Origin of the sequence: Pseudomonas sp. GM55, from assembly GCF_000282395.1 — a bacterium.
Taxonomy (GTDB): domain Bacteria; phylum Pseudomonadota; class Gammaproteobacteria; order Pseudomonadales; family Pseudomonadaceae; genus Aquipseudomonas; species Aquipseudomonas fluorescens_CC.
Genome location: NZ_AKJJ01000050.1, coordinates 1 through 23,894 on the forward strand (window position 1 = coordinate 1; position 23,894 = coordinate 23,894).

The window sequence follows — 23,894 nt, forward strand, 5'->3', positions numbered from 1 at the left end:
AAGTTTTGGACAAAAAAAGCCCCGCGACCGAATGAGACGCAGGGCAAGGAAATTGGTTGGTTGCGGCCAACCAAAGGAGCGCTTCAAGACATCGAATTAATTGCTCGCGACCGTTTCCGGCTGCCAGCCGCCTCCGAGGGCCTTGTAGATCGCGACGATGCCGCGATACAGGTCCACTTCGGCCTGGGCCTGGGTGTCTTCGGCCGCCAGGCGTTCCCGCTGGGCATCGAGCAGCACGAGGAAATCGGCCGTGCCTTCGCGGTAGCGAATCTGCGCCAGGTCGGCGGCCGAGCGACTGGACTCGCTCTGACGAATCAGCGAGATCAGGCGCTGTTGGCGTTTGCCGTAGTCGCTGAAGGCGTTTTCCGATTCTTCCAAGGCCAGCAACACTTGCTGTTCGTAAGTCGCCAGGGCGCCTTCGGCATCGGCGTCGGCGCCACGTATGCGGGCTTTTACGCTACCCAGGTCAAACGCGGCCCAGGTGATGCTCGGACCCAGTGCCCAGGCGTTGGCCGCTGAAGAACCGATCTGCGAACCACGTCCGGCGGTCCAGCCAAGGAAGCCGCTGAGGCTGACCCGCGGGAACAGATCCGCCTTGGCCACGCCGATTCGCGCCGTGGCCGAAGCCAGTTGGCGTTCGGCGCTGAGGATGTCCGGACGGCGTTGCAGCAGTTCACCCGGATCGCCGATCGGCAGGGCCTTGGCAATCGCCGGCAGGTCTTTGGGGCTCAAGTCCACGGTCAGCTTGTCCGGGCGCTCACCCAGCAGGGTGGCGATACGGTTTTTCTGCCGCACCTGTTCGGCCTGCAGTTGCGGCACGCTGGCTTCAACCGACGCCAACCGCGCATCGGCCCGTTCCACATCGAGTTGGTCGCCAACGCCGGCATCACGCAGGCTGACCGTGATCTTGCGCGACTCCCGCTGGTTTTCCAGGTTGGCCAGGGCGATTTTCTCCCGCAGTTGCGCGCCGCGCAGTTGACCGTAGGAATCCACCAGTTCGGCAATCATGGTGACTTGCAGTTGATACAGATCTGCCTCGAACGCCTGTTGCTCGGCGTTGGCCGACTCCAGGTTGCGCTGGATGCGACCGAACAGGTCAATCTCCCAGGCCATGTCCAGGCCCAGGTCGTAGCGTTCGCTGTTGACCCGCTGGGTGGTCTGGCCCGGGATCTGGCCTTTGCCCAGGTCACTGCTGGCGCGGCTGGTGATGGTCGGCATGGCGTCGTTGCTGACGTCATCGCGGATCGCCCGCGCGGCTTTCCAGCGGGCAAAGGCGACGCGCAGATCGCGGTTGCCTTGCAGGGATTGCGTCACCAACTGGTTGAGGGTCGGGTCTTCGAACTGTTGCCACCAGATGCCTTCGAAATGCGAACGGTCAAAGTTCTTCTGGCCGGCGGCGCCATCGGTGGCGGCCGTGATGTTGGCCGCCTCGGTGGTTGGCGTCTTGTAGTCGGGACCCACGGCGCAGGCACTCAAGGCCAGCGCCAGCAGGCCCGGCAGGAAGGCTTTCAAACTCATCAGTGCGACTCCAGCTTCAGGTTGGCCTTGGCAGCTTTGCGTGCCTGGCCGCGCTCGACAAAGTTACGAATCAGTACGTAGAACACTGGCGTCAGCAACAGACCGAAGAAGGTCACCCCGAGCATCCCGGAGAACACCGCCACACCCATGGCGTGACGCATTTCGGCACCGGCACCGCTGGAGAACACCAGTGGCACCACACCCATGATGAACGCGAAGGAGGTCATCAGGATCGGCCGCAGACGCAGGCGGCACGCTTCCAGGACCGCAGCCAGCGGGTTGAGGCCTTCGATCTGTTTGTCCTTGGCGAACTCGACGATCAGGATCGCGTTCTTGCACGCCAGGCCCACCAGTACGATCAAGCCGATCTGGGTGAAGATGTTGTTGTCACCGCCCGAGGCAATCACACCGGTAATGGCCGACAGCAGGGTCATCGGTACGATCAGGATCACCGCCAGTGGCAGGCTCCAGCTTTCGTATTGAGCCGCCAGTACCAGGAACGCCAGCAGCACGCAGAGCGGGAACACGAACAGCGCGGTGTTGCCGGACAGGATCTGCTGGTAGGTCAGGTCGGTCCATTCGTAGGTCATGCCGTTGGGCAGTTCTTCCTTGAGCAGTTTCTCGATGGCTTTTTCCGCTTGGCCGGAGCTGTAGCCAGGGGCTGCCGCACCGTTGATCTCAGCGGTGATGAAGCCGTTGTAGTGCATCACACGGTCGGGACCCGAGGTGTCGCTGACCTTGATGAAGGTCGCTAGCGGGATCATCTCGCCCTTGTTGTTACGCACTTTCAGCTGGCCGATCTGGTCGGATTCGAGGCGGAACTGTTGTTCGGCCTGGACGTTGACCTGATAGGTGCGACCAAAGCGGTTGAAGTCGTTGGCATACAGCGAGCCCAGGTAAATCTGCAAGGTGTCGAAGATGTCGCTGACGGCCACGCCGTGGGTCTTGGCTTTTTCCCGGTCGATAGCCGCATCGACTTGGGGCACGTTCACCGTGTAGCTGGTGAACAGGCCGGCCAGTTCAGGCACGCTGTGGCTCTTGTTGATGATGTTCATGGTTTCCTTGTACAGCTCTTCGTAGCCCAGGTTGCCCCGGTCTTCGATCTGCAGGCGGAAACCGCCGATGGTGCCCAGGCCTTGTACCGGTGGCGGCGGGAAGATCGCCATGTAGGCTTCCTGGATGTTCGCGTACTGGCCGTTCAAGGCACCGGCGATGGCCCCTGCGGACATGCTCGGGTCTTTGCGTTCGTCGAACGGCTTGAGGGTCACGAACACGATGCCGGCGTTCGGGCTGTTGGTGAAACCGTTGATCGACAGGCCAGGGAAGGCCACCGCACTTTCCACTCCAGGCTGTTTCAGCGCCAGCTCGGACATGCGCTTGATCACGTCTTCGGTACGGTCCAGGCTCGACGCATCCGGCAATTGCGCGAAGGCCACCAGGTATTGCTTGTCCTGGCCGGGTACGAAACCGGTCGGGGTGCTGGAGAAGCCGAAGAAGGTCAGGACCATCAGACCGGCGTACAGCAGCAGGGCGATACCGCTGGAGCGGATCACACGGGCAACGGTGCCGACGTAACCATGGCTGGCCTTTTCAAAGAAACGGTTGAACGGACGGAACAGCCAGCCGCCAAAAATCTTGTCCAGCACCTTGGAAAAACGGTCTTTCGGTGCGTCGTGGCCCTTGAGCAGTACCGCGGCCAGCGCCGGCGACAGGGTCAAGGAGTTGAAGGCCGAGATCACCGTGGAAATCGCAATGGTCAGGGCGAACTGCTTGTAGAACTGGCCGGTCAGGCCGGAGATGAAGGCCGCCGGAACAAACACCGCACACAGCACCAACGCCGTGGCAATGATGGGACCGGTCACTTCACGCATGGCGCGTTTGGTGGCTTCCACCGGGGTCAATCCGAGCTCGATGTTGCGCTCGACGTTCTCCACCACCACGATGGCGTCGTCCACCACGATACCGATCGCCAACACCAGGCCGAACAGCGACAAGGCGTTGAGCGAGAATCCAAACAGGTGCATCACGGCAAAGGTACCGATCAGCGAGACCGGCACAGCCACCAACGGAATGATCGAGGCGCGCCAGGTTTGCAGGAACAGGATCACCACCAGCACCACGAGGATCAGCGCTTCGAAGAGGGTGTGGACCACCGCCTCGATGGAGCCGCGCACGAAGATCGTCGGGTCATAGACGATGCTGAAGTCCATGCCTTCGGGAAAACTCTTCTTCAGTTCGGCCATTTTCGCCCGCACTTCATTGGAGATTTCGATGGCATTGGAGCCCGGACGCTGGAAGATCGGGATCGCCACCGCCGGCTGGTTGTTCAGCAGCGAGCGCAGGGCGTACTGGCTGGAGCCCAGCTCAACGCGAGCGATGTCTTTGAGGCGAGTGATTTCACCGTTGTCGCCAGAGCGAATGATGATGTTCTCGAACTCTTCCTCGGACACCAGACGGCCCTGAGTATTGACCGACAACTGGAATGCCGTGGCATTCGGTGCAGGCGGCGCGCCCAATGCACCAGCAGCCACTTGACGGTTCTGTTCGCGAATCGCCGTGACCACATCGGTCGCGGTCAGATTGCGCGAAGCGGTCTTGTTTGGGTCGAGCCACACCCGCAGCGAGTAATCGCCCATGCCAAACAACTGCACATCACCGACACCGCCCAGGCGCGCCAGCTCATCCTTGATGTTGAGCAGGGCGTAGTTGGACAGGTACAGCATGTCGTAGCGTTTGTCCGGCGAGGTCAAGTGCACCACCATCGTCAGGTCGGGCGAAGCCTTGTCCACGGTGATGCCGATGCGCGTCACTTCCTCGGGCAGTTTCGGCTCGGTGCGGGTCACGCGGTTCTGCACCTGCACCTGGGCGTTGTCCAGGTCAGTACCCAGGGCAAAGGTGATGGTCAGGGTGATCTTGCCGTCAGCGGTGGATTGCGAGGACATGTACAGCATGTTCTCGACGCCGGTGATGGCTTGCTCCAGTGGAGCGGCCACGGTTTCACCGATGACTTTCGGGTTGGCACCCGGGAAGTTGGCGCGCACCACCACGGTGGGCGGCACGACTTCCGGGTATTCGCTGATCGGCAACTGGAACAGCGAGATCGCACCGGCGATCAGGATCAGCAGCGACAGCACCGCTGCGAAGATCGGCCGCGAAATGAAGAATTGGGAAAAATTCATCTTGGAAATCCCTTAACCGCGTGGGGTCGTGGCAGCCAGTTTCACAGCCGTACCCGGTGCAACCCTGGCAGGCGCGACTTGGGGCAGGTTGCTGGCTTCCAGCGCTTGGCGTTGTTGTGCGAGTGCCGCGAGGGTTTGTTCGCTGGCCATCGGAATCACTTCAGGGGTGACCGGTGAACCAGGACGTACCCGCTGCAGGCCCTTGACGATGATGGTGTCGTCCTTGTTCAGGCCGCTGCGCACGATGCGCAAGCCTTCAATCTTCGGACCCAGTTCCACCGCGCGGTAGGCGGTCTTGTTGTCGCCGTCCATCACGATCACGAACTTCTTGCCCAGGTCGGTGCCGACCGCTTCATCGTTGATCAGCATGGCGCTGTAGGTACCGCTGCCCACCAGTTTCAGGCGTGCATACAAGCCCGGGGTGTAGCTGCCATCGCTGTTGTCGAACACGGCGCGACCACGGATGGTGCCGGTTTTCGGGTTGACCTGGTTGTCGACGAAGTTCATCACGCCCTGATGCGGGTTGCCGTCCTCGTTGGACAGGCCCATGTATACCGGAGTGGTGGCGCCGCGCTTGCCCTGGCGAGCGAGCTCCGTGTACTTGAGGAACACACGTTCATCGGCGTCGAAGTAGGCGTACACCTTGTCGGTGGAGACCACACTGGTCAGCGGGGTGGTGTCGGCGGTCACCAGGTTGCCGGCGGTGATTGCCGCACGGCTGACGCGGCCGCTGATTGGAGCCGTCACGCGAGTGAAGCTCAGATTCAACTTGGCCAGATCCAGTTGCGCTTGCAGGGCACCGACCGCGGCGCGAGCTTCCTGGGCTGCGCTGGTACGCGAATCAGCCAGTTCGGCGGAAATGGCGTTGCTGGTGCGCAGGCGTTCACCGCGCTGGGCTTCGTTTTCGCTGCGGGTGGCATTGGCGCGCGATTGTGCAACCAGTGCTTCGAGGCGGCGGACCTCAGCCTGGAACGGACGCGGGTCGATCTGGAACAGCAGGTCGCCTTTCTTGACCAGGGCACCTTCAGTGAAGGCCACTTCATCGATCTGGCCGGAGACCCGTGGACGAATCTCGACGGTTTCCGGCGCTTCGAGGCGACCGGTGAACTCGTCCCATTCGTTGACCGGTTGTTCCAGCACCTTGGCCACGCTGACCTTGGCTGCGGGCATGCTGGCGGCGGTCTCTGGAGCCTTGCCGCAAGCGCTGATCACCACTACGGCCAATAAAGCCAACGGGAAGCGCAAATGTTTGAGTGACTGTTCCATGGATGCATCCGCCAATGTGTTGAGATTGGCGAATGATGCGCGGCGGGTTTGTATCTCACGAATCGAATGGGGCAAAGGTAACTATCATTCGGAATGATATGAGACCCCAGCCAGCCCTCTAGAGTGCGCCTTGCATTCGGTCGTCATCAACTGGGTTGATGACAATTGTGTGTTGCATTGGATGCAATAGTCAGGAGGGAGACCGAGGTGTGGCCATCGCGAGCAGGCTCGCTCCTACGCAGGATCTTTGTCGTTCCCAAATCCCTGCGGGAGCGGCGGTGCGCCGATCCGACCTGCCTGCGCTGTGCCAATTTCGTCACCGCCAATGCCCAAACCCATCAAGCCATAACGCCTCGGATAGACCACTCTGACCGGTCTGTCCAAGGAGATGACCATGATCCGACTGACCCTGATCGAAGCCCGTGAGTTGGCCGAATCGATCTTGTTGCACAACGGTTTTAATCTTGCCCATGCACAAGCGGTGGCGGCGACGGTGGTTGTTGGCGAACGTGATGGCTGTGCCTCCCACGGTTTGTACCGGATTCTGGGGTGTGTGAATTCCCTGCGGGCCGGCAAGGTGTCAGCCGATGCCGAGCCTCTGGTGATCGACCAGGCGCCGTCGATTGTGCGGGTGGATGCTGGCGGTGGCTTTTCGCAGTTGGCGTTTCAGGCGGGGTTGCCGTTGCTGGCGCAGAAAACCCGGGCCAACGGCATTGCGGCGTTGGCAATCAACCGCTGTGTACATTTCTCGGCGCTGTGGGTGGAGATCGAGCAGCTGACTGCTGTCGGTCTGGTGGCACTGGCGTGTAATCCGAGCCACGCCTGGGTGGCGCCGGCTGGAGGACGGCTGCCGGTGTTCGGCACCAATCCGATTGCCTTCGGTTGGCCGCGTGCGGGGCAAGATCCGTTTGTGTTCGACTTCGCCACCAGCGCGATTGCCCGTGGTGATATCGAACTGCACCGGCGTGCCGGCAAGGCGATTCCCGAAGGTTGGGGCGTCGACGCCCAAGGCCAGCCGACCACCGATGCCAACGTGGTGCTCGACAGCGGCGCGATGCTGACGTTCGGCGGGCACAAGGGTTCGGCGCTGGCGGCGATGGTGGAGTTGATTGCCGGGCCGCTGATTGGTGACCTGACCAGTGCCGAGTCGTTGACTTACGACGGGGGCAGCAAGTCGTCGCCGTACCATGGCGAGTTGATCATCGCCCTGGACCCTCGGCGCTTTCTGGGGGACGCCACCGAAGAACATTTGGCCCGGGCCGAAACGTTGTTCCAGGGCATTGAAGGGCAGGGCGCACGCTTACCGTCGCAACGACGTTACGCGGCGCGGGTACGCAGCCTGGTGGAAGGTGTGCAAATTCCCGAGGCGCTGTACAACGACCTCAAGGCCTTGCTCGCCTGATTCAGTAGGAGCGAGCTTGCTCGCGAAAAACGCAAGGACAACGTTTCCATTCAGGCAACACGCGTTATCGTTGACGTCCATCGCGAGCAAGCTCGCTCCTACAGGGATTTACTCAGGCCAGAGAGTCGGCTCGGCGTGGGCTAGTCGAGGCTGGGTCCAGCGCAGCAACCCGCGCCGCCGACTCGGCATCCACCTGGCGCAATGACTTGCCACGAGTCTCGCGGGTCAGACCGACAGCCACCACGGAAATCAGCGCGGCGGCCACCAGATACCAGGCGATCGGAGTCGAGCTGTGGTACTTGTTGAGCAAGGTGATGGCGATCAGCGGTGCTAGGGAACCGGCGAAGATCGGCGCCACCTGGTAGCACAGGGACAGAGCGGTGTAGCGTACGTGGGTCGGGAACAGTTCAGCCATCAGCGCCGAGTAAGGCGCGTAAGTCATCGACTCGATGGCCAGGCCCAGGGTGATGGCGGCCATGATCAGCCAGTTGTTGCCGGTGTCCATCATCGGGAAACCGATGAAACCCCAGAACGCTGTGAGCACCGCGCCGGTCAGGTACACCGGTTTGCGCCCGACGATGTCCGACAGATAGCCCATCAGCGGGATCAGGAAAAAGTGCACCAGGTGCGCGCCGAACATCAGCAGCAGAATTTGCGAAGTGTCCTTGTGCACCACCAGTTTCAGATAGGTAATCGAGAACGTCACCACGGTGTAGTAGAGGATGTTCTCGGCAAAGCGTGCACCGATTCCCACCAGCACCGAACGCCAGTGATGACGCAGCACTTCCACCACACCGAGCTGTTGCTGTTTGGTCTGTGCCTGACGGGCCTGGGCTTCCTTGAAGATCGGCGCGTCATCGACGCTGGTGCGAATCCAGTAACCGATCAACACGACTACCGCCGAGAACCAGAACGCCACGCGCCAGCCCCAGGCAAGGAACTGTTGCTCTGACAGGTTCGACGACAACAGCAGCAGGGCGACCGTGGCCACCAGGTTGCCGGCCGGCACCCCGGCTTGCGGCCAACTGGCCCAGAAACCCCGACGATTGTCCGGGCAGTGTTCGGACACCAGCAGAATCGCGCCGCCCCATTCGCCACCGAAAGCGAAGCCCTGGATCAACCGCAACAGCACCAGCAGCACCGGGGCTGCGTAACCGATCTGGTCGAAGCCAGGCAGGCAACCCATCAGGAAGGTGGTGATGCCGACCACTACCAGGCTCAGTTGCAGCAGGCGTTTGCGGCCGAATTTGTCACCGTAGTGACCAAATACCAAACCGCCCAACGGCCGGGCGAGAAAGCCGACCGCGTACAAGGCGAAGGCGGCGATGATGCCGTCGATGGGGCTGTCGGTCTGGCGGAAGAACAACTGGCCGAAAACCAATGCCGAGGCGGTGCCGTAGAGAAAGAATTCATACCATTCGGCGACGGTGCCAGCCATGGCGGCGGCCACTACGCGTTTGAGTCCCGAGGGTGTGGTTGCGCTTTGCGTGTGATGAGGATTCGACATGCTGACGTACCTTGTTAAGGCGCAAAAAAACGGGCAGCCGGGCGGGGCCAGTAAAGGCCCGCCCGGCAATCTCTCAGAGACCGACGTCCGGTAGTTCCGGGCGGTTGGCCAACGCCTTGGCCATGATCTGCTCGACAAATACGCGGTCGGCTTCCGGCAGGGCCAGGCGTGGCGGACGGGTCAAGGCGCTACCGCGACCGGCGATGGCTTCACACAGCTTGATGCACTGCACCAGGTCGGCACGGGCATCGAGGTGCAGGATCGGCATCAGCCATTCGTAGATCGGCATGGCTTCGGCGAAACGACCGGCCTTGGCCAGGCGGAAGATGGTTTCGCCTTCTTTCGGGAACACGTTGGACATGCCCGAGACCCAACCTTCGGCACCCACGGCGATGCTTTCCAGCACCACGTCGTCGAGGCCGGCGAACAGCACGAAACGGTCACCGACTTCATTGCGCACGTCGATGAAGCGGCGGGTGTCGCCGGAAGAATCCTTGAAGCACACCACGTTGTCGCAGTCGGCCAGGGAAATCAGGATGTCCGGGGTGACGTCGTTCTTATAGATAGGTGGGTTGTTGTAGACCATCAGCGGCACGTCGGCGTTTTTCGCCACGTAGCGGTAATGCTCGGCGGTCTCGAACGGCTTGGAACCGTAGACCAGCGCCGGCATCAACATCACGCCATCGACGCCGACCCGGCGTACGGCATTGGCGACCTTGGCCGCTTGTATGCTGGTGAACTCGGCCACACCGCAAATCACCGGTACGCGACCACGGGCGGCATCGACAGCGACTTCAGTCACGGCGATTTTCTCTTCGGCGGTCAGCGAGGTGTTTTCACCCACCGAACCGCAGACCACCAGGCCCGACACGCCGTCGCGGATCACGTTGGAAATCACCTGATGGGTTTTTTCCAGGTTGATAGAGTAGTCATCGTTGAATTGAGTGGTCACCGCAGGGAAGACGCCACTCCAGTTAATGCGCTTGCTCATTGTTGTCTCCGATTCGTTAATTGTATTTCGTATACGTTTTTTTATAATGACAATGCTCGGCTAGTGCTCTTTTTGGTTTTCAGGGGTTTTTACTGGCCGATGGTCTGGGGGGCAGGGATTGCGTGATCAGGCGCCGGGCCAAGTGTCGGACAGGCGATAGCCTTGTGGCCACGGATCGCTTGGGTCGAGCAGCAATTGATGGGTGCCGGTGATCCACGCCCGGCCGGAAATGCACGGGTAAATCGCGGCGCGGCCGGCGACTTCGGTCAACGAATCAATGCGACAGTGGAACTCGGAGCCGATAATCGAACGGCCGACAAAGCGCTCGCCAACCTGCATCAAGCCTTTGGCCTGCAACACCGCCATGCGCGCCGAGCAACCAGTGCCGGTGGGGGAGCGGTCGATCTTGCCCGGTTGAATCACCACCGCATTGGCGCCGGTGGCGATGCCATTCTCATGGACGATCGGCGCGGCGATCTGGCAGAAGGAAATATGCGACCACTCGGGATTCAGCGGATGCACGAAGCCCAGCTGTTCGTTGGCCGCTCGAGTGATTTTCAGCCCGACCGCCACCAGATCGGCCGCTTCATCCGGGCGGATGGAGAACCCCAGGCCTTTGGCATCGGCAATCACAAAACTGTCGCCACCATAAGCGGTGTCAACCTTCAGCGAGCCGATGCCTTCGACTTCAATCCACGCATCCAGTCGATCCGCGAAGGACGGCACGTTTTTCACTTCCACCCGTTGCACCTTGCCATCCCGGCAGTCGGCCACGGCTTCGATCAGGCCGCCGGGCGCTTCCAGCACCAGGCGGGTTTGCGGCTCGGTCATGGGCAGGATGCCGCTGTCGAGCAATACGGTGGCGACACACAACGAGTTGGAGCCGGACATCGGCGGGGTGTCCGCCGGTTCCATGATGATCCAGGCCATCTGCGCCCGTGGGTCCTTGGCCGGAACCAGCAGGTTGACGTGGCGGAACACGCCGCCGCGGGGTTCGTTGAGGACGAAGTTGCGCAGGGTTTCGTCCCGGGCGATCCAGCGCGACTGTTCCCACACGGTGGCGCCTGGCGGCGGGGCGACACCGCCCACGATCACGTCGCCGACTTCGCCTTCAGCGTGGCAGCTGACTACATGAATGACTTTTGATGAACGCATGACTTGATCCTTGTTTTTTCTGTTAGGACCTCGATCACTGTAGGAACTGGCTTGCCAGCGAAGATTGCAAGGACGACGCGTTTATCCAGCATGCACGCGTCATCGTTGACGTCCATCGCTGCGATGCGGCGACCCGACAAGCCAGCTCCTACAGGATTGCTTTGGCCTTGGGTTATTTCACTGATTTCAGAAACTCTGCAGTCTCCGCACGCACCGGATTGCCAATCACCTGATCCGGCGAACCAATCTCATGCACCAGGCCATTGCGGAAGAACGCCACGCGGTCGGACACGTCCCGGGCAAAGCGGATTTCGTGGGTCACCAACACCATGGTCATGCCGTCTTCGGCGAGCATGCGCATGGTGTCCAGCACTTCACCTACCAACTGCGGATCGAGGGCCGAGGTGGCTTCGTCAAACAGCATGTAGTCCGGTGACATGGCCAGGGCGCGGGCGATGGCCATGCGTTGTTGCTGTCCACCGGACAGCTTGCCAGGGAAGGTCTTGAGCTTGTCGCCCAGACCGACGTGGGTCAGTTGCTTCACCGCTAGCTCTTCAGCTTCAGCCTTGCTTTTACCCAGCACTTTGCGCGGCGCGAGCATGACGTTTTCCAGTACCGTCAGGTGCGGGAAGGCATTCCATTGCTGGAACACAATGCCGATTTTCTGCCGCAGGCGATTCAGGTCGGTGGCGCTGTGATGGACCTCGACGCCGTCAACGCGGATGTTGCCTTTCTGGATCGGTTCCAGGCCGTTGATGCACATCAGCAAGGTCGATTTGCCGGAGCCGGAGCCGCCGATGATCGACACTACTTCGCCCTTGTTCACCGTCAGGTTGACGCCCTTGACCACTTCGAGGTTGCCGAAGGATTTATGTACGTTGTCGATCTCAATCATTTTCTTGCCACCTTCTTTCCAGACGAGCGCCCAGGCGTGCGACCACCAGGCTCATGACGTAGTAGATAAGGCCCGCGATGCACAGCACCAGCAACGGTTCCTGGATGCGGGTGACGATGGTTTGCGAGGCGCGCAGCAGTTCGACGATGCCGATCCACATCACCAGCGCAGTGTCTTTCATTACACCGAGCACCAGGTTCAGCCAGCCGGGGAACGCTACTCGGGTGGCCATCGGCAGAACGATCCAGCGCAAGTCCTGCAAGAAGCTCAGCCCCAGCGAGCGGCTGGCCCGGCGCACGGTGAACGGTACCGCCAGCACGCCGGCACGCACGATCTCGGTGAAGTACGCCGCAGCGTAAACCCCCAACACAATGCAGCCGACGCTAAAGGCGCTGATGTTCAAACCGATGATGCTTTTGAGTGAGTTGAACAGTACGAACTGGATCAGCAACGGCACGCTGCGAAACACGTCCAGCACCCAGGCCAATGGCCGGCTGGCCCGTGGCAACAAGGCGCGCAGCAGGCCGAAGACCAACCCGGCCAAGGAGCCGAGAATGATCGACCAGAACGTCAGTTGCATCGTGACCCACGCACCGTTGAGCAGGAACATCAGGTCATTCGAGGAAAAATCGGTGGAAAACATGGACAGCTCCTCAGTAACGGAACAACCGCCAGGCCATCAGCCGGGCTGCCGCGACGATCGCCTTGGCAATCAAGTAATACAGCACCGCTGCGATGGCGAAATACTCGAAGGTGCGGAAGGTTTTGACGTTGTATTCCTGGGTCACACCGGTCAGGTCATTGTTTAGTCCGACGATCACTCCCAGCGACGTCATCAACACCGCCCAGACCATCTGATTGGTCAGCGGGTAGAACACGACCCGTAGCAGTTGCGGGACGATGATCATGCGGTAGGCCTGGAAGGCGCTCATGCCGAGGGAACGCGCCGCACGCACCTGCGTGTCAGGCACGGCCTTGAGGCCGCCGCGAAAGTTCTCCGCCAGATACCCGGCATTGTTGAAGGTGATCCCGGCCAGCAGGGCGAACCAGGAACTGACGTGCAGGTTCAGCGAGCCGAGGCCGAAGTAGAGGATGTAGATCTGAAACAGCGACGGGGTATTGCGGGCAATCGATACCCAACCGTTGCCGAACCCGCGCAGTAATGGGTGTTTGGCCTCGCGCATCACCGTCAGGACCAGGGCGATCAGTACGCCGAAGATCATCGACAACGCGGCGGTTTCGAAGGTGACGATGGCACCGGCAAGCATGTCCGGCAGGGCGCGCAAGGCGGTGCGCCATTGGAAGCTGTAGTCAAACATGTGCAGGGGTCTCCAGTAGGGCCGCAGGTTGTAACCAGGCCGGCAAACGTCCGCTGGCCGTTGCGGTGCAGGCTGCGTCGACGCATTCGGCAAGGCTGGCGAAGTGCACCTTGCGGCCGACCAGGCCCGGTGCGTAGTGGGCGTATTTGCCCGAGTTGGTCATCAGGGTTTTAGCTGCCAGAGGGATTACGGGTTCGCCGAGCATGCACCAGCAGGTGTCGGTGACCAGGGTCGCGCCAAACACTTCGATCACGGCGATGTGCCCGGCCTCGCGGGCCAGCTCCAACGCGGCACGGCCGCAGGTGATGGCAAGCACCACATCCGGGTGTCTTTGTCGTCCCCGGCACAGTCGCGCCAGGTGAGCGAACTCGCTGAGGGAAAAGTGCGGGTTACCCAGCGACACGACATCCACCCGGCTATCGCGAGCACTGTTGAGTTCGCGCCAACTCTGCAGCAGATCCTTCAGGCGGATTTTTTCCACGGCAATGGCAGTGTCCGCATCCAGCACCTGCGCCGGGTCAATGGCCTCCGGGGTGACCCCGGCGATGTGGAACAGTGGCGCCGCAGAGGTGGTGGCGAAGGCCGCGCCAAAGGCTTTGAGGTCGTCCAGGCTCGGCTTGCGTTTTTCCAGTCCCAGCACCAGCGGCACGCGACTGCCGGCCAGGGCACCAATGTGGTAACCCAGCAGCGGGTAGAAGGCATCGTCCAGTTCACCGAGGGCAGGCAGCTCGAGCTGCAACCGGGCCTTGCGTTGCGCGTCCAGGTGGCAGCCGATCAGCGGGGCGCGACCGGTGAGGGCGATGCAGATGTCCAGGTAATCCGGGTATTTCAGGGTGCGGGCACCGAGCACGCTGTTGGCATAGACCACTGCGTTGGATTCCGCCCAGACTATTTGCTCGCCAGCCTTCGGTGCAGTGTCGAGCAGGTACGGCGCGCAAGTGAAACTGAGCTGTGCGCCCATCGCCATATAGGCATCGCCCAAGGCACTGGCCGGTTCACCCAGTGCCGGATCGATACCCAGTTCGCGCCAACGGCGCTGGTCGACGGAAATTGAATTGAGGGTGGTGGGCACTCGCACTTTTGCTCCCCATTGCACCAGTTGCCCGGCAAAGCGCAGGCTCGCCGGTCCGGTGTAAATGCAGCCGTCGATGTGTGCTTGAGTGACATCCACCAAGTGGTCGGCACCCTGCAGTTCGGCCATGCGCAGGACGATCTGCATGGCCATTTGCGCGGCCTTGCCATGCCGGCCATCGAGCAGCGCCCGATCGTGCTCGGTGAGCCTGATCGAGGCGGTGCTGTCAGTATTTGGTAATGGGCTGTCGAGCGCCTGCCAGGCGTCGCCCGGCAGGTGATCGAACAGGCTCAGCGTTGTATTTTCGACCCGGGCGAAGACTTGGCCGCGCAAGGCGGCGAAGGCCTCCCGACCGATGCACAGCACCGGCAGGGAACGGGCAAAAATGGTCTGCGCCACCAGCACGCCCAAGGTCAGGATCTCGTCGGCTTCGGCCAGCACCAATGCCGCCGGTGCATGGCCGTTGCTGATCAGTTCCATCAACACACTGCTGCCGGTGCACGAGCCGCGACCACTGGGAATCGCCAGCACGCGGCCGGCCAGGTGTTGGCCGCTGAGCGGGTGATGGCGGTCGATGACTTCACCCGTGCAGGGATCGACTCCGCCCCAGAAACTCAAGCCGACATCGGCGAACATCAGGGCGCCTTGCGCGGCACCCGTCACCAGGCTGCGTCCGGTCAGAGAAATTGGCCCAGGCATGCCGGACATCTCAGTAGTAGACCTGAGGCACGGTCAGGTTGGTCGGCGGGATCTCGGTGCCGACCCATTTAACGAACAGCTCCTTGTAGCGACCGTTGCGCACTTGTTGGTTGACGAACAGGTTGAGGTAGTTGAGCAGGCCGTACTCGCTGCGCTTGGCACCCAGGGACACGTAGTCGATGACGTACGGGGCGTTACCGGCGACTTTCAGGTTTTTGTATTTGCCCGACTTGAGGGTGGCGGCGGCCACGGTGTTGGTGACGACAGTGGCATCGATGTGGCCTTGGGCGACGGCTAGCAGGGTATCGCTCTGCGACTGGTAGGCTCGGAAACTGCCCGAGCCCCAGTTCTTCACGTCTTTCTCCAAGGCGATGGCCTCATAGGTGCCGCTGGTGTTGCCCACTGCTTTGCCCTTGAGGTCGTCGAAGCCGTTGATGCCGGTGTCGTCGCGAGTCAGCACCACCATCTGGAAGGCAAAGTAGGGCACGGTCAGGCCAACGGTCTTGGCGCGTTCGAGGGTGTCGGAGGTGGACGCGACGATCACGTCAGCCCGCCCGGAGACCAGTGCCGGAATGCGATCCGGGAACGGTGTTTCCACCACTTCGGCCTCGACCCCGAGGATCTTCGCCAGGTCGCGGCAATAGTCCACATCGAAGCCGGCCGGCGAGTTGCTGGCATCGCGAAAGCCCATGGGCGGGAAGTCCAGGGTCACGGCGCAGCGCAGCTTGCCCGAACCGATGATGTCGTCGAGCTTGTCGGCTTGGGCAGTGGCGATAAAGGAGGTACTGAGAACAGCGCTGAGGGCTACGGCAAATGCGGGGTTTTTCATAGAGGCCTCGTTGATGTGAAGTGCTGTTAAATATCGTATTGGGGATTTCGTATACGATATTAACAATAGCAATCAGCGTGCCTATTTCCAGTCCGAGGGGTGAATTAGTTGTCAGGCCTTGGCGTAGAGGTTTTGTAGCGCTGCAACCCGAAGCACAGTGACGCCAAGGTATCGGGGGCAGGTGTTACATATGGGAGCAGCGGTAGCGCGGGCGCCCCTTTAAGGAACACTCGCAGGCGTTTTAATCGCGGGTGTGCGCGGTCGGCACGGGAGCTGGCGCAGCCTGCGATCTTTTGATCTTCAGCGCTGGTTATCGCGATACTGACTCGGCGACAAACTGGTCAGCGCCCGAAACTGCCGGCTGAAGGCACTGTGGTCGGTGTAACCACAGCGCAAGGCAATCTCGGTAATCGGCAACTCGGTGTGCAGTAACAACCGCGAACCTTCTTCCAGGCGCGTCTTGTGAATCATTTGCCGTGGGGTGAGCTGGAACACCCGTTTGCAGTGCCGCTCCAATTGCGCCACGGAATAGCCAGCGATGGCGGTCAGTTCGGCGAGGCTGATGGCGCGGGCGAAGTGGCGGCGGATATGGGCATCCACCGCGGCGAGTTTCTGGAACGCCGGATGGTTCGACTGCGGTGATTGCAGGTCGCGGGAGATACCGGCCAGGCCCACGATTCGACCCTGTTCATCCTTCAAGGCGAGTTTGTGGGTCAGGCACCAGATCGGCTGATTGCCATAATACAAATGCAGCTCCAGCTGATCGGCCAGTTCGCGACCGCTGGACAGCACTCGCCGATCCTGCTCGGTGTACAGCGGACCGAAGCGTTCCGGGAAGACCATTTCGGCGGTGCACCCCAGCAGCTCGTCCCTGTGTTTGAAACCACAACGCCGGGCCAGGGTCTGGTTGACGAAGGCGTAGCGGGCCTCGCAGTCCTTGATGAAAAACACCACGTCCGACAGGGTATCGAGCAACAGCGCGATGGGCTGAAGGCTGTTCAGCAGCGTCGGCAGATCGCAAGGTTTAAAGGTGGTGAGCGAGGGATACATGGCGCTGGGGGTCTGAGGGTGACCCCCGGGATCATAGAGACTCGGCAGTGTGGCCGAAACCCCAGGCGTGGTCATCACGCTGGCGGGGTATCGTCCAGGGACATCAAGGTTTCGATCCGCGCCGGGCTGAAGGGTGGGCGCGGTGCTGAGGGCTGCCAACCAAACAAATGCTGTACTGCGCCGCCACACACCCGGCCCTGGCAGGCACCCATGCCGCAGCGACTGGCGAGTTTGGCTTCGCGCCAGTCAGAGTGACCGGTCAATGCCGCGTAGGGCACGTCTTCGCAGCGGCAAACCAGGGTGTCGGGTTGGGCCAGGGACTTGAGTCGCGGGTCGAGGGCGAACGCACTGTTCAGCGCCTTGGCGAAACCCTGCCAGCGCGCCCGGCGCGGCCACAATTGCTTGGCGGCTTCCAGATTGCCGACCGCAGCGTGGCCGGCAATCGCACCTTCCACCAAAGCCAGTTCACTGCCGCCGAACCCTGTGCATTCGCCCGCCGCATAATGATCGGCGCGGTTGCTGGCCTGCCAGGCATCCACCGTGATGGCTTGATCTTCGACGGCGCAACCCAGTGCCTGGCCCAACTGGATATTCGGAATCAATCCGAAAGAACAGGCCAGCCGATCACATTCCAACTCAACGATGTTGCCTTGCTGTTGCAGGCGCACGCCTTCCACTCGGTCGGAGCCAAGCGCTGCCAATACGTGGGTGGCGGTGCGGTAGTGGTGGTCGAACAGGCTGAACGATTGCAGCCATTTGCCGGGCCAGCGCGGCAGTTGCGCGGCGAAACCGGCGACGGCGCTGCGGCTGGCTTGTTCGGCGATGCGTTGCACTTGCGCGCCATGCTGTTTGGCGGTGGCGGCACTGGCCAGTAACAGCGGGCCGCTGCCGGCGATCACCACGCGCTCGTTCTGCACCGGCAAACCGGCCTTGATCAGCGCCTGCAACCCACCCGCACCGGTGACTCCCGGCAGGGTCCAACCGGGGAAGGGCAGCAGCAATTCGCGGGCGCCGGTGCACAGAATCAGTTTGTAGTAGCTGATCAACCAGCCATGGTCGTCATCTTCGACCAGCAGTTGTTTCGCGCCGGGGGCGGCGATCACCCGAGTACCGGCATGATGGCGGATGTTGTTGCACGACGCCAGACGCTCGCGCAGGCGCCGGGCCTGACCGGGCACGTTGGCTTGAGGTCCGTCGCGCCAGATTTGCCCGCCCGGCAGCGGGTTGTCGTCGAGCATGACAATGCGGGCGCCACTGGGGGCGGCGGCAAGGGCGGCGCTCATCCCGGCAGGGCCGGCGCCAATGATCAACAGATCAGCGTATTCATTCATCGGCGAGTCTCCACCTGCATGCCGTCACGGCACAGGGTCTGGCAAGCCAGGCGACGCCGGCCATCGATGGTCACCCGGCATTCCTGACAAATGCCCATGCCGCACAGCGGCGCACGGCGCTGACCGCTGATTGAGGTGCGCGTGCAGCCGTCACTTGCCAGCGCCAGGGCAGCGGCGACGCTGGTGCCTTCGGCGACTTTCAGGGCGTGGCCGTCCAGCAACAATTCAGGCATAGACCGGTTCTCCGAGAAAACGCTGGGGCAGATAAGGTTGTGCGGCCAGAGGCGGGGTTTCGTTGAACAGTTGCGCCACCAGTAAATCGGCGGTGCCGGGGGCGGTGGTTACGCCCAGTCCTTCGTGACCGACTGCCAGCCACAAGCCTTGACGTTGTGGATGTTGGCCCACCAGCGGCAAGCCGTCGGGGCTGGCGGCACGGAAACCGGTCCAGGCACGGATGCCATTGAGCCGGGCCAGCCCCGGCATGTACTCGGCGGCACGCTTGAGCATTTTCGCGAGCATCCAGCCTTCGACCTGCGGGTCGGTGGTGCCGAATTGCCGCGAGGCGCCGATGAACAGTTGCCCGGTGGGGCGCGGCTGGATATTGCAGGCGGTCGACGGCCCCGTGGCGTTGTGGGCACTGGTGACGTAACCCAGTTCCACCAGCGTATGGGTGACGCTGCCGGGGTAGCGGTCAGTGATAAGCAAGTGGCCTTTTTTCGGCTCGATGGGCAACTCCGGGCACAGCTCGTTGGCTTGAATACCGTTGGCCAACACCACGGCATCGGCACTCAACCAGTGACCATCATCGAGGCAGACGCGGTTGCCATCGACCGCACTGACCCGTGCCCGGCGCTGGCGGAGGTTCGGTGTTTGGAGCATCCATCTGGCCGTCGCCGGGGCGTATAGAATGCCGTCGCCATTGATCAGCAAGCCGCCTTCCAGTCCTTCGCTCAGCTCCGGTTCGCGCTGGCGCAGGGCACTGGCGCCGATCAGTTCGCAAGCCACGCCCTGGGCTTGCAGGTTCAGGAATTTGCTGTGGGCCACCACCATTTCTTCGGCATTCGCCGCCAGCCACAGCGTGCCGTTGCAGCGGTAGTCACAGCTGTCGGGCAGGTCCGCGCCCAGTTCGCGCCAGCGCTGCAACGAATATTGACTCAGGGCCAGTTCGGCGGGGTTGTCGTCGAGTACCAGCAAGTGGCCCATGCCGGCGGCCGTGGCGCCGTGCAGGCCAGCGTCCAGCACCAGCACCTGCAAGCCGCGACGGGCCAGCGCCTGGGCACAGGCGGCACCGATAATGCCGGCGCCGATCACGATTACATCGGCCACCTGGCCCTCGTTCATGGACGAATGCCCCAGGCGAACGGGTCGTCCTGTTCGATGATCAGGCTCGCCTCGGCACTGATGAACGCACGACCACGAATGGTCGGCACGATGCGCTCACCCTGCAGTTCGTAGGAACCCTCGAACTCGCTGCCGATGACGCTGGCCTGGCGCCAGATCTGCCCCGGTTGCAACTTGTCGTCGGCCGCCAGGCATGCCAGTTTGGCACTGGTGCCGGTGCCGCAGGGCGAACGGTCATAGGCTTTGCCGGGGCAGAGCACGAAGTTGCGGCTGTCGGCGTGATCGTCATCGGCGAACAACTCGACGTGATCGATCACGCCGCCGTCTTCACCGCGAATGCCTTGGGCTTCCAGTGCTTGCTGCACGGCGAAGGTGTAAGCGGTCAGCGCTTCGAGGTTGTCGCCGGCCACCCGCAGGCCATGCTCGGCGATCAGGAAAAACCAGTTGCCGCCCCAAGCGATATCACCGACCACTTGGCCGATGCCCGGCACCTGCACCGCCAGCGCCTTGCGATAACGGTAGGCCGGCACGTTGCGCACGCTCACCGAATGGTCTTCGTGCAGGGTTGCCTGCACCGTGCCCACCGGCGTTTCGATGCTGTGCACGCCAGGGCCGATCTTGCCCAGGTGCGCCAACGACGCCACCAGGCCGATGGTGCCGTGGCCGCACATGCCCAGATAACCGGTGTTGTTGAAGAAAATCACCCCGGCACAGGCGCCAGGGTCCACCGGAGTACAGAGCAGGGCGCCAACCAGTACATCACTGCCCCGTGGTTCCAGCATACAGGCGGCGCGCCATTGATCATGCTGTTCAGCTAATACCTTGCGCCGTTCGGCCATGCTGCCGGTGCCCAGGTCAGGAAAGCCGGCGGTCACCAGGCGGGTCGGTTCGCCGCCGGTGTGGGAGTCGATCACAGAGATGCGATTCATGGGAGGGCCACGTCCATTCGGTTGAGTGAACGCAAGAGTGGCCCGTGCGGCGGGGTGTCGGCTTGATGGATTTAGTCTGTGTCGATGACGAAATCGGCACAGCATCCGCAGCTGTCAGTGGGTGTGGGGCAGGTGCTCGAACAGGGTCGTGCAGACGCCGGCAATGTGCTCGTCCAGAAGCTTCACCGCCAGGTCCACATCCCCGGCGCGGCAGGCCGCCAGGATCTCGCGGTGTTCGTGATCGGCCCGTTCCTTACCGGCCGACAAGCTCATCTGAATGCGTAGATAACGCTCCAGCTTGTCGTTGACCGATCGGATCAGACTCACCAGAAACGGCCGCTGCGCCGGCTCGTACAGGCAGGAATGCAGTTCCCAGTTGAGCTCGGCCCAGCGCCCCACGTCGTCCTCGCCGATGAACTCCTGACAGATGCGCTCGGCACGGGCGAAGGTCTCTTCGGTCATGTTCGGAATGGCCAGGCGCAGAATCTTGTCCTCCAGCAACATCCGCACTTCGAACATCTGCGCCAGTTCCGCATCGGAAACCCGCGTGACCATCGCCCCGCGATTGCGCTGGAACATCACCAACCCTTCGGCCTCCAGCCGCTTGAGAGCTTCGCGCACCGGGATCTTGCTGACATTGAACTGGCGGGCGATGTCGTCCTGGCGGATCGGCTCATCCTCGGCAAAATGCCCGGCGACAATCGCATCCCGCAGATGGCGGGTGATGATTTCCGAAGTCGAAGGCGTGTTACCAAGGTCGGGTGCGTTGAGTTTGGGTAGGTTCACGGCGGCGGTCATTTGGAGTGAGATAGCGCTAGGGTATACGAAATTCTTTTGCTGATCTTCCCCGGTTCGACGTCGATGCACCCGATGTCGGTCATGCAACCCGCTACAACAAAACGGGCGCCTGTCAAGGCACCCGTTTTCATTCAGGCCTGCGCCAAACCTGATCCTCTTAAAGGTATTCTGCAAGCCTTCTCAGAGGCTGTCCGGATCTCCGAAGAACATCTGAATCCTCGATCGCAACCAGCGCTCACCCGGATCATTATCCTGCGACCCGCGCCAGGCCATGTGCAGTTCAAAACTGCGCACTGGCAATGGCGGGTCCTCCGCCCGCACACCGCCAGCAGCAGTCAGTGCATCGGCGGTGTAGTCCGGCACGGTAGCCACGATGTCGGTTCCGGAGAGCAGGGTGCCCAGCCCGTTGAACTGCGGCACCGCGAGCACGACATGACGTTTGCGCCCGAGCTTTTCCAGTTCTTCATCGATGAAGCCGCTGAGGTCGCCGGCGAACGACACCAGTGCGTGGGGGCGAGCGCAGTAGTCATCCAGGCTCAACGGCCCCGGCACGGTGTCGGCGCGCAACAGCTTCGGCTGGCTGCGGCGCAGGACCTTGCGCTTGGCATTGGCCGGCAGGTCGGTGGTGTAACTGACGCCGATGGAGATCTCACCGGATGCCAGCAACCCCGGCATCAGGATGTAGTTGACCCTGCGCACCACCAGCACGATCCCCGGTGACTCCGCGCGCAGGCGCTTGAGCAGCATCGGCAACAATGCGAACTCGACATCGTCCGAAAGGCCGATGCGGAACACCGCGGTACTTGTGGCAGGATCAAATTCGGCTGCACGGCTGACCGCGGTGGAAATCGAATCCAGTGCCGGCGACAGCAGGGCGAAAATCTCGATCGCCCGGGCGGACGGTTCCATGCTGCGACCGGTACGCACAAACAAAGGATCATCGAACAACCCGCGCAGGCGCGAGAGCGCCGCACTGATGGCTGGCTGACCGAGGAACAGTTTTTCCGCGGCACGGGTCACGCTGCGTTCGTGCATCAATGTTTCGAAAACGATCAACAGGTTCAGGTCGACACGACGTAGGTCATTACGATTCATCTGGAGTCCTGGCAGAGTCAGCAAACTTGACGTGAGCGGCCATATGAGAACAATGGCCAGCAGGAATATTACGGGGAAAGGCTGGTACTCTGCACCGGGTAATTCAGATTTCCTGCCAAGGAGGCCAGTTTCCTGCGGCATTTGACGATGCTGTGGAATCAATGACAGGCATGTCGACTATTAATAGCCACTGATAGTGTTGGGTTGAAAGCCCAGCTAGAGTTCAAGGCATTAGAGGTTCATTTGGCGAGGTTTGCGATGTCCCGCACGATCCGTTTTCACAAGTTTGGTCCAGCCGAGGTGCTCAAATGCGAAGAGCATGCGGCGGCTCTGCCTGCACCGGGCGAAGTGCAGGTGCGCGTCGAAGCGATCGGCATCAGTTGGTATGACATTCTTTGGCGCCAGAACCTGGCCTCGTCCCATGCTCGCCTGCCTTCAGGCCTTGGTCATGAAATGGCCGGTATCGTCACCGCGGTCGGTGAGGGCGTGGATGACCTGGCGGTTGGTGACAAGGTTGCCAGCTTTCCGGCCCAAAGCCCGAACGATTACCCAGTCTACGGCGAACAGATCGTTCTGCCGCGCTCGGCACTGACCCGCTACCCGGATGTGCTCAGCCCGATTGAAGCCAGCGTGCACTACACACCGTTGCTGGTTGCCTATTTCGGCTATACGGATCTGGCACGGGTCAAACCCGGGCAGTTTGCCCTGGTGACCGACGCCAGCCACTGCGCAGGCCCCTCGTTCGTACAACTGGGCAAGGCCTTGGGTGTTCGAGTGATCGCCGCGACCAAGAGCGCGGAGGAACGTGAATACCTGCTGTCGCTGGGTGCCGAGAAAGTCATCGTCACCGAGGAAGAAGATCTGCTGATGCGGATCAACAAAATCACCGATAACCGCGGCGTGGATGTGGTGTTCGATGGTTTGGGCGGTCCTCAGATGTCGTTGCTTGGCGATGTGCTGGCGCCGCGCGGCAGCCTGGTGCTGTACGGCCTGCAAGGTGGCAACCAGACGCCGTTCCCGGCCTGCGCAGCGTTCCAGAAGAACATTCAGTTCTTCGTACACTGCATCGGCAACTTCACGGGCAAGCCGGAACTGGGCATCACCCAGGACCAGGTCGCACTGCAACGTGCCTTGCGCGACATCAATCAGCTGACCGCCGATCGCGTTCTGCTGCCGCTCAAGACTCGGGTCTTCCCGTTTGCCGAGTTTGTCGAAGCACACCGCTACATGGACGAATGCCCGTGTCGCGAAAGGGTTGCGCTGCAGGTCCAACCGGCCTGATTTACCCCTGAAGATCACCCTCGAAGAGTCCGTGCGCCCACGGACTCTTTCGCTTTCTGCGCTTTGCTTCATGAGACGCCTTTGGCCTGTCGACGGAACTGTTCAGCAACTGAACTGGTTTTTGCTCTCGATCCGTAGCTTCTAATCGGCAACTAAGCCCTGATAATTGGATGACTACTTTCATCTCAAGGAATGAGCCATGGACGGGTATCAGGTCGATACTTTTTAATGCGCTGC

Annotated in this window: 20 protein-coding genes; 2 read left to right on the plus strand and 18 right to left on the minus strand. The window is 61.6% G+C overall.

Going from position 1 to position 23,894, the window contains the following annotated elements; all coding sequences use genetic code 11:
- Nucleotides 1-96: 96 nt before the first annotated feature.
- Genes PMI31_RS13655 through mexE form a run of 3 tightly spaced genes read right to left on the minus strand, consistent with a single transcriptional unit; the run spans nucleotide 97 to nucleotide 5,963 of the window.
- Entirely contained in the window at nucleotides 97-1,518 is a 1,422-nt protein-coding gene (locus PMI31_RS13655) for an efflux transporter outer membrane subunit (RefSeq protein ID WP_008018639.1), read from the minus strand.
- Nucleotides 1,518-4,697, minus strand: a complete 3,180-nt coding sequence (locus PMI31_RS13660) for an efflux RND transporter permease subunit (protein ID WP_008018640.1) — start codon at nucleotides 4,695-4,697, stop codon at nucleotides 1,518-1,520. The genes PMI31_RS13655 and PMI31_RS13660 overlap by 1 nt, the downstream gene beginning before the upstream one ends.
- A 12-nt stretch (nucleotides 4,698-4,709) precedes the next feature.
- Nucleotides 4,710-5,963 carry a multidrug efflux RND transporter periplasmic adaptor subunit MexE gene (mexE, locus tag PMI31_RS13665; protein ID WP_008018641.1) on the minus strand — a complete coding sequence of 418 codons (1,254 nt, stop codon included), beginning with the start codon at nucleotides 5,961-5,963 and terminating at the stop codon, nucleotides 4,710-4,712.
- A gap of 394 nt (nucleotides 5,964-6,357) precedes the next feature.
- On the opposite strand from mexE, the gene PMI31_RS13670 reads away from it, so the two are divergent.
- Nucleotides 6,358-7,365: an Ldh family oxidoreductase gene (locus PMI31_RS13670; protein ID WP_008018642.1), complete on the plus strand. Its 1,008-nt coding sequence runs from the start codon at nucleotides 6,358-6,360 to the stop codon at nucleotides 7,363-7,365.
- 112 nt (nucleotides 7,366-7,477) lie between these two features.
- On the opposite strand, the gene abaF is transcribed toward PMI31_RS13670, so the two are convergent.
- The 15 genes from abaF to PMI31_RS13745 form a co-directional block, all read right to left on the minus strand.
- A complete protein-coding gene (abaF, locus tag PMI31_RS13675) occupies nucleotides 7,478-8,872 on the minus strand; it encodes a fosfomycin efflux MFS transporter AbaF (protein WP_008018643.1) in 1,395 nt (464 codons plus the stop codon).
- Between the two features lie 73 nt (nucleotides 8,873-8,945).
- Nucleotides 8,946-9,863 carry a dihydrodipicolinate synthase family protein gene (locus PMI31_RS13680; protein WP_008018644.1) on the minus strand — a complete coding sequence of 306 codons (918 nt, stop codon included), beginning with the start codon at nucleotides 9,861-9,863 and terminating at the stop codon, nucleotides 8,946-8,948.
- A 126-nt stretch (nucleotides 9,864-9,989) separates the two neighbouring features.
- Complete coding sequence (locus PMI31_RS13685; RefSeq protein ID WP_008018645.1) at nucleotides 9,990-11,018, minus strand: trans-3-hydroxy-L-proline dehydratase; 1,029 nt, start codon at nucleotides 11,016-11,018, stop codon at nucleotides 9,990-9,992.
- Nucleotides 11,019-11,190: 172 nt separating this feature from the next.
- Complete coding sequence (locus PMI31_RS13690) at nucleotides 11,191-11,913, minus strand: amino acid ABC transporter ATP-binding protein (RefSeq protein WP_008018646.1); 723 nt, start codon at nucleotides 11,911-11,913, stop codon at nucleotides 11,191-11,193.
- Entirely contained in the window at nucleotides 11,906-12,556 is a 651-nt protein-coding gene (locus PMI31_RS13695) for an amino acid ABC transporter permease (protein WP_008018647.1), read from the minus strand. Before PMI31_RS13695 ends, PMI31_RS13690 begins: the two co-directional genes overlap by 8 nt.
- A 10-nt stretch (nucleotides 12,557-12,566) precedes the next feature.
- Nucleotides 12,567-13,232, minus strand: a complete 666-nt coding sequence (locus tag PMI31_RS13700; protein ID WP_008018648.1) for an amino acid ABC transporter permease — start codon at nucleotides 13,230-13,232, stop codon at nucleotides 12,567-12,569.
- The gene (lhpI, locus tag PMI31_RS13705; RefSeq protein ID WP_008018650.1) at nucleotides 13,225-15,003 is read right to left on the minus strand and encodes a cis-3-hydroxy-L-proline dehydratase; all 1,779 of its coding nucleotides are present in this window, start codon (nucleotides 15,001-15,003) and stop codon (nucleotides 13,225-13,227) included. Before lhpI ends, PMI31_RS13700 begins: the two co-directional genes overlap by 8 nt.
- A gap of 10 nt (nucleotides 15,004-15,013) precedes the next feature.
- The gene (locus PMI31_RS13710) at nucleotides 15,014-15,832 is read right to left on the minus strand and encodes an ABC transporter substrate-binding protein (RefSeq protein ID WP_008018651.1); all 819 of its coding nucleotides are present in this window, start codon (nucleotides 15,830-15,832) and stop codon (nucleotides 15,014-15,016) included.
- Nucleotides 15,833-16,132: 300 nt separating this feature from the next.
- On the minus strand, nucleotides 16,133-16,882 hold the full coding sequence (locus PMI31_RS13715) for an AraC family transcriptional regulator (RefSeq protein WP_043302370.1): 750 nt from the start codon (nucleotides 16,880-16,882) through the stop codon (nucleotides 16,133-16,135).
- A 74-nt stretch (nucleotides 16,883-16,956) separates the two neighbouring features.
- Complete coding sequence (locus PMI31_RS13720) at nucleotides 16,957-18,213, minus strand: NAD(P)/FAD-dependent oxidoreductase (RefSeq protein ID WP_008018653.1); 1,257 nt, start codon at nucleotides 18,211-18,213, stop codon at nucleotides 16,957-16,959.
- On the minus strand, nucleotides 18,210-18,446 hold the full coding sequence (locus PMI31_RS13725) for a 2Fe-2S iron-sulfur cluster-binding protein (RefSeq protein WP_008018654.1): 237 nt from the start codon (nucleotides 18,444-18,446) through the stop codon (nucleotides 18,210-18,212). Before PMI31_RS13725 ends, PMI31_RS13720 begins: the two co-directional genes overlap by 4 nt.
- The gene (locus PMI31_RS13730; RefSeq protein WP_008018655.1) at nucleotides 18,439-19,554 is read right to left on the minus strand and encodes an NAD(P)/FAD-dependent oxidoreductase; all 1,116 of its coding nucleotides are present in this window, start codon (nucleotides 19,552-19,554) and stop codon (nucleotides 18,439-18,441) included. The genes PMI31_RS13725 and PMI31_RS13730 overlap by 8 nt, the downstream gene beginning before the upstream one ends.
- Complete coding sequence (locus tag PMI31_RS13735) at nucleotides 19,551-20,483, minus strand: 4-hydroxyproline epimerase (protein ID WP_008018656.1); 933 nt, start codon at nucleotides 20,481-20,483, stop codon at nucleotides 19,551-19,553. Before PMI31_RS13735 ends, PMI31_RS13730 begins: the two co-directional genes overlap by 4 nt.
- A gap of 114 nt (nucleotides 20,484-20,597) precedes the next feature.
- Nucleotides 20,598-21,269, minus strand: a complete 672-nt coding sequence (locus tag PMI31_RS13740; protein WP_043302373.1) for a GntR family transcriptional regulator — start codon at nucleotides 21,267-21,269, stop codon at nucleotides 20,598-20,600.
- 192 nt (nucleotides 21,270-21,461) lie between these two features.
- Nucleotides 21,462-22,376, minus strand: coding sequence for a LysR family transcriptional regulator (locus PMI31_RS13745; RefSeq protein WP_008018659.1), 915 nt, complete (start codon nucleotides 22,374-22,376; stop codon nucleotides 21,462-21,464).
- Nucleotides 22,377-22,634: 258 nt separating this feature from the next.
- On the opposite strand from PMI31_RS13745, the gene PMI31_RS13750 reads away from it, so the two are divergent.
- Nucleotides 22,635-23,657, plus strand: a complete 1,023-nt coding sequence (locus PMI31_RS13750; protein ID WP_008018660.1) for a zinc-dependent alcohol dehydrogenase family protein — start codon at nucleotides 22,635-22,637, stop codon at nucleotides 23,655-23,657.
- The last annotated feature ends 237 nt before the right edge of the window (nucleotides 23,658-23,894 follow it).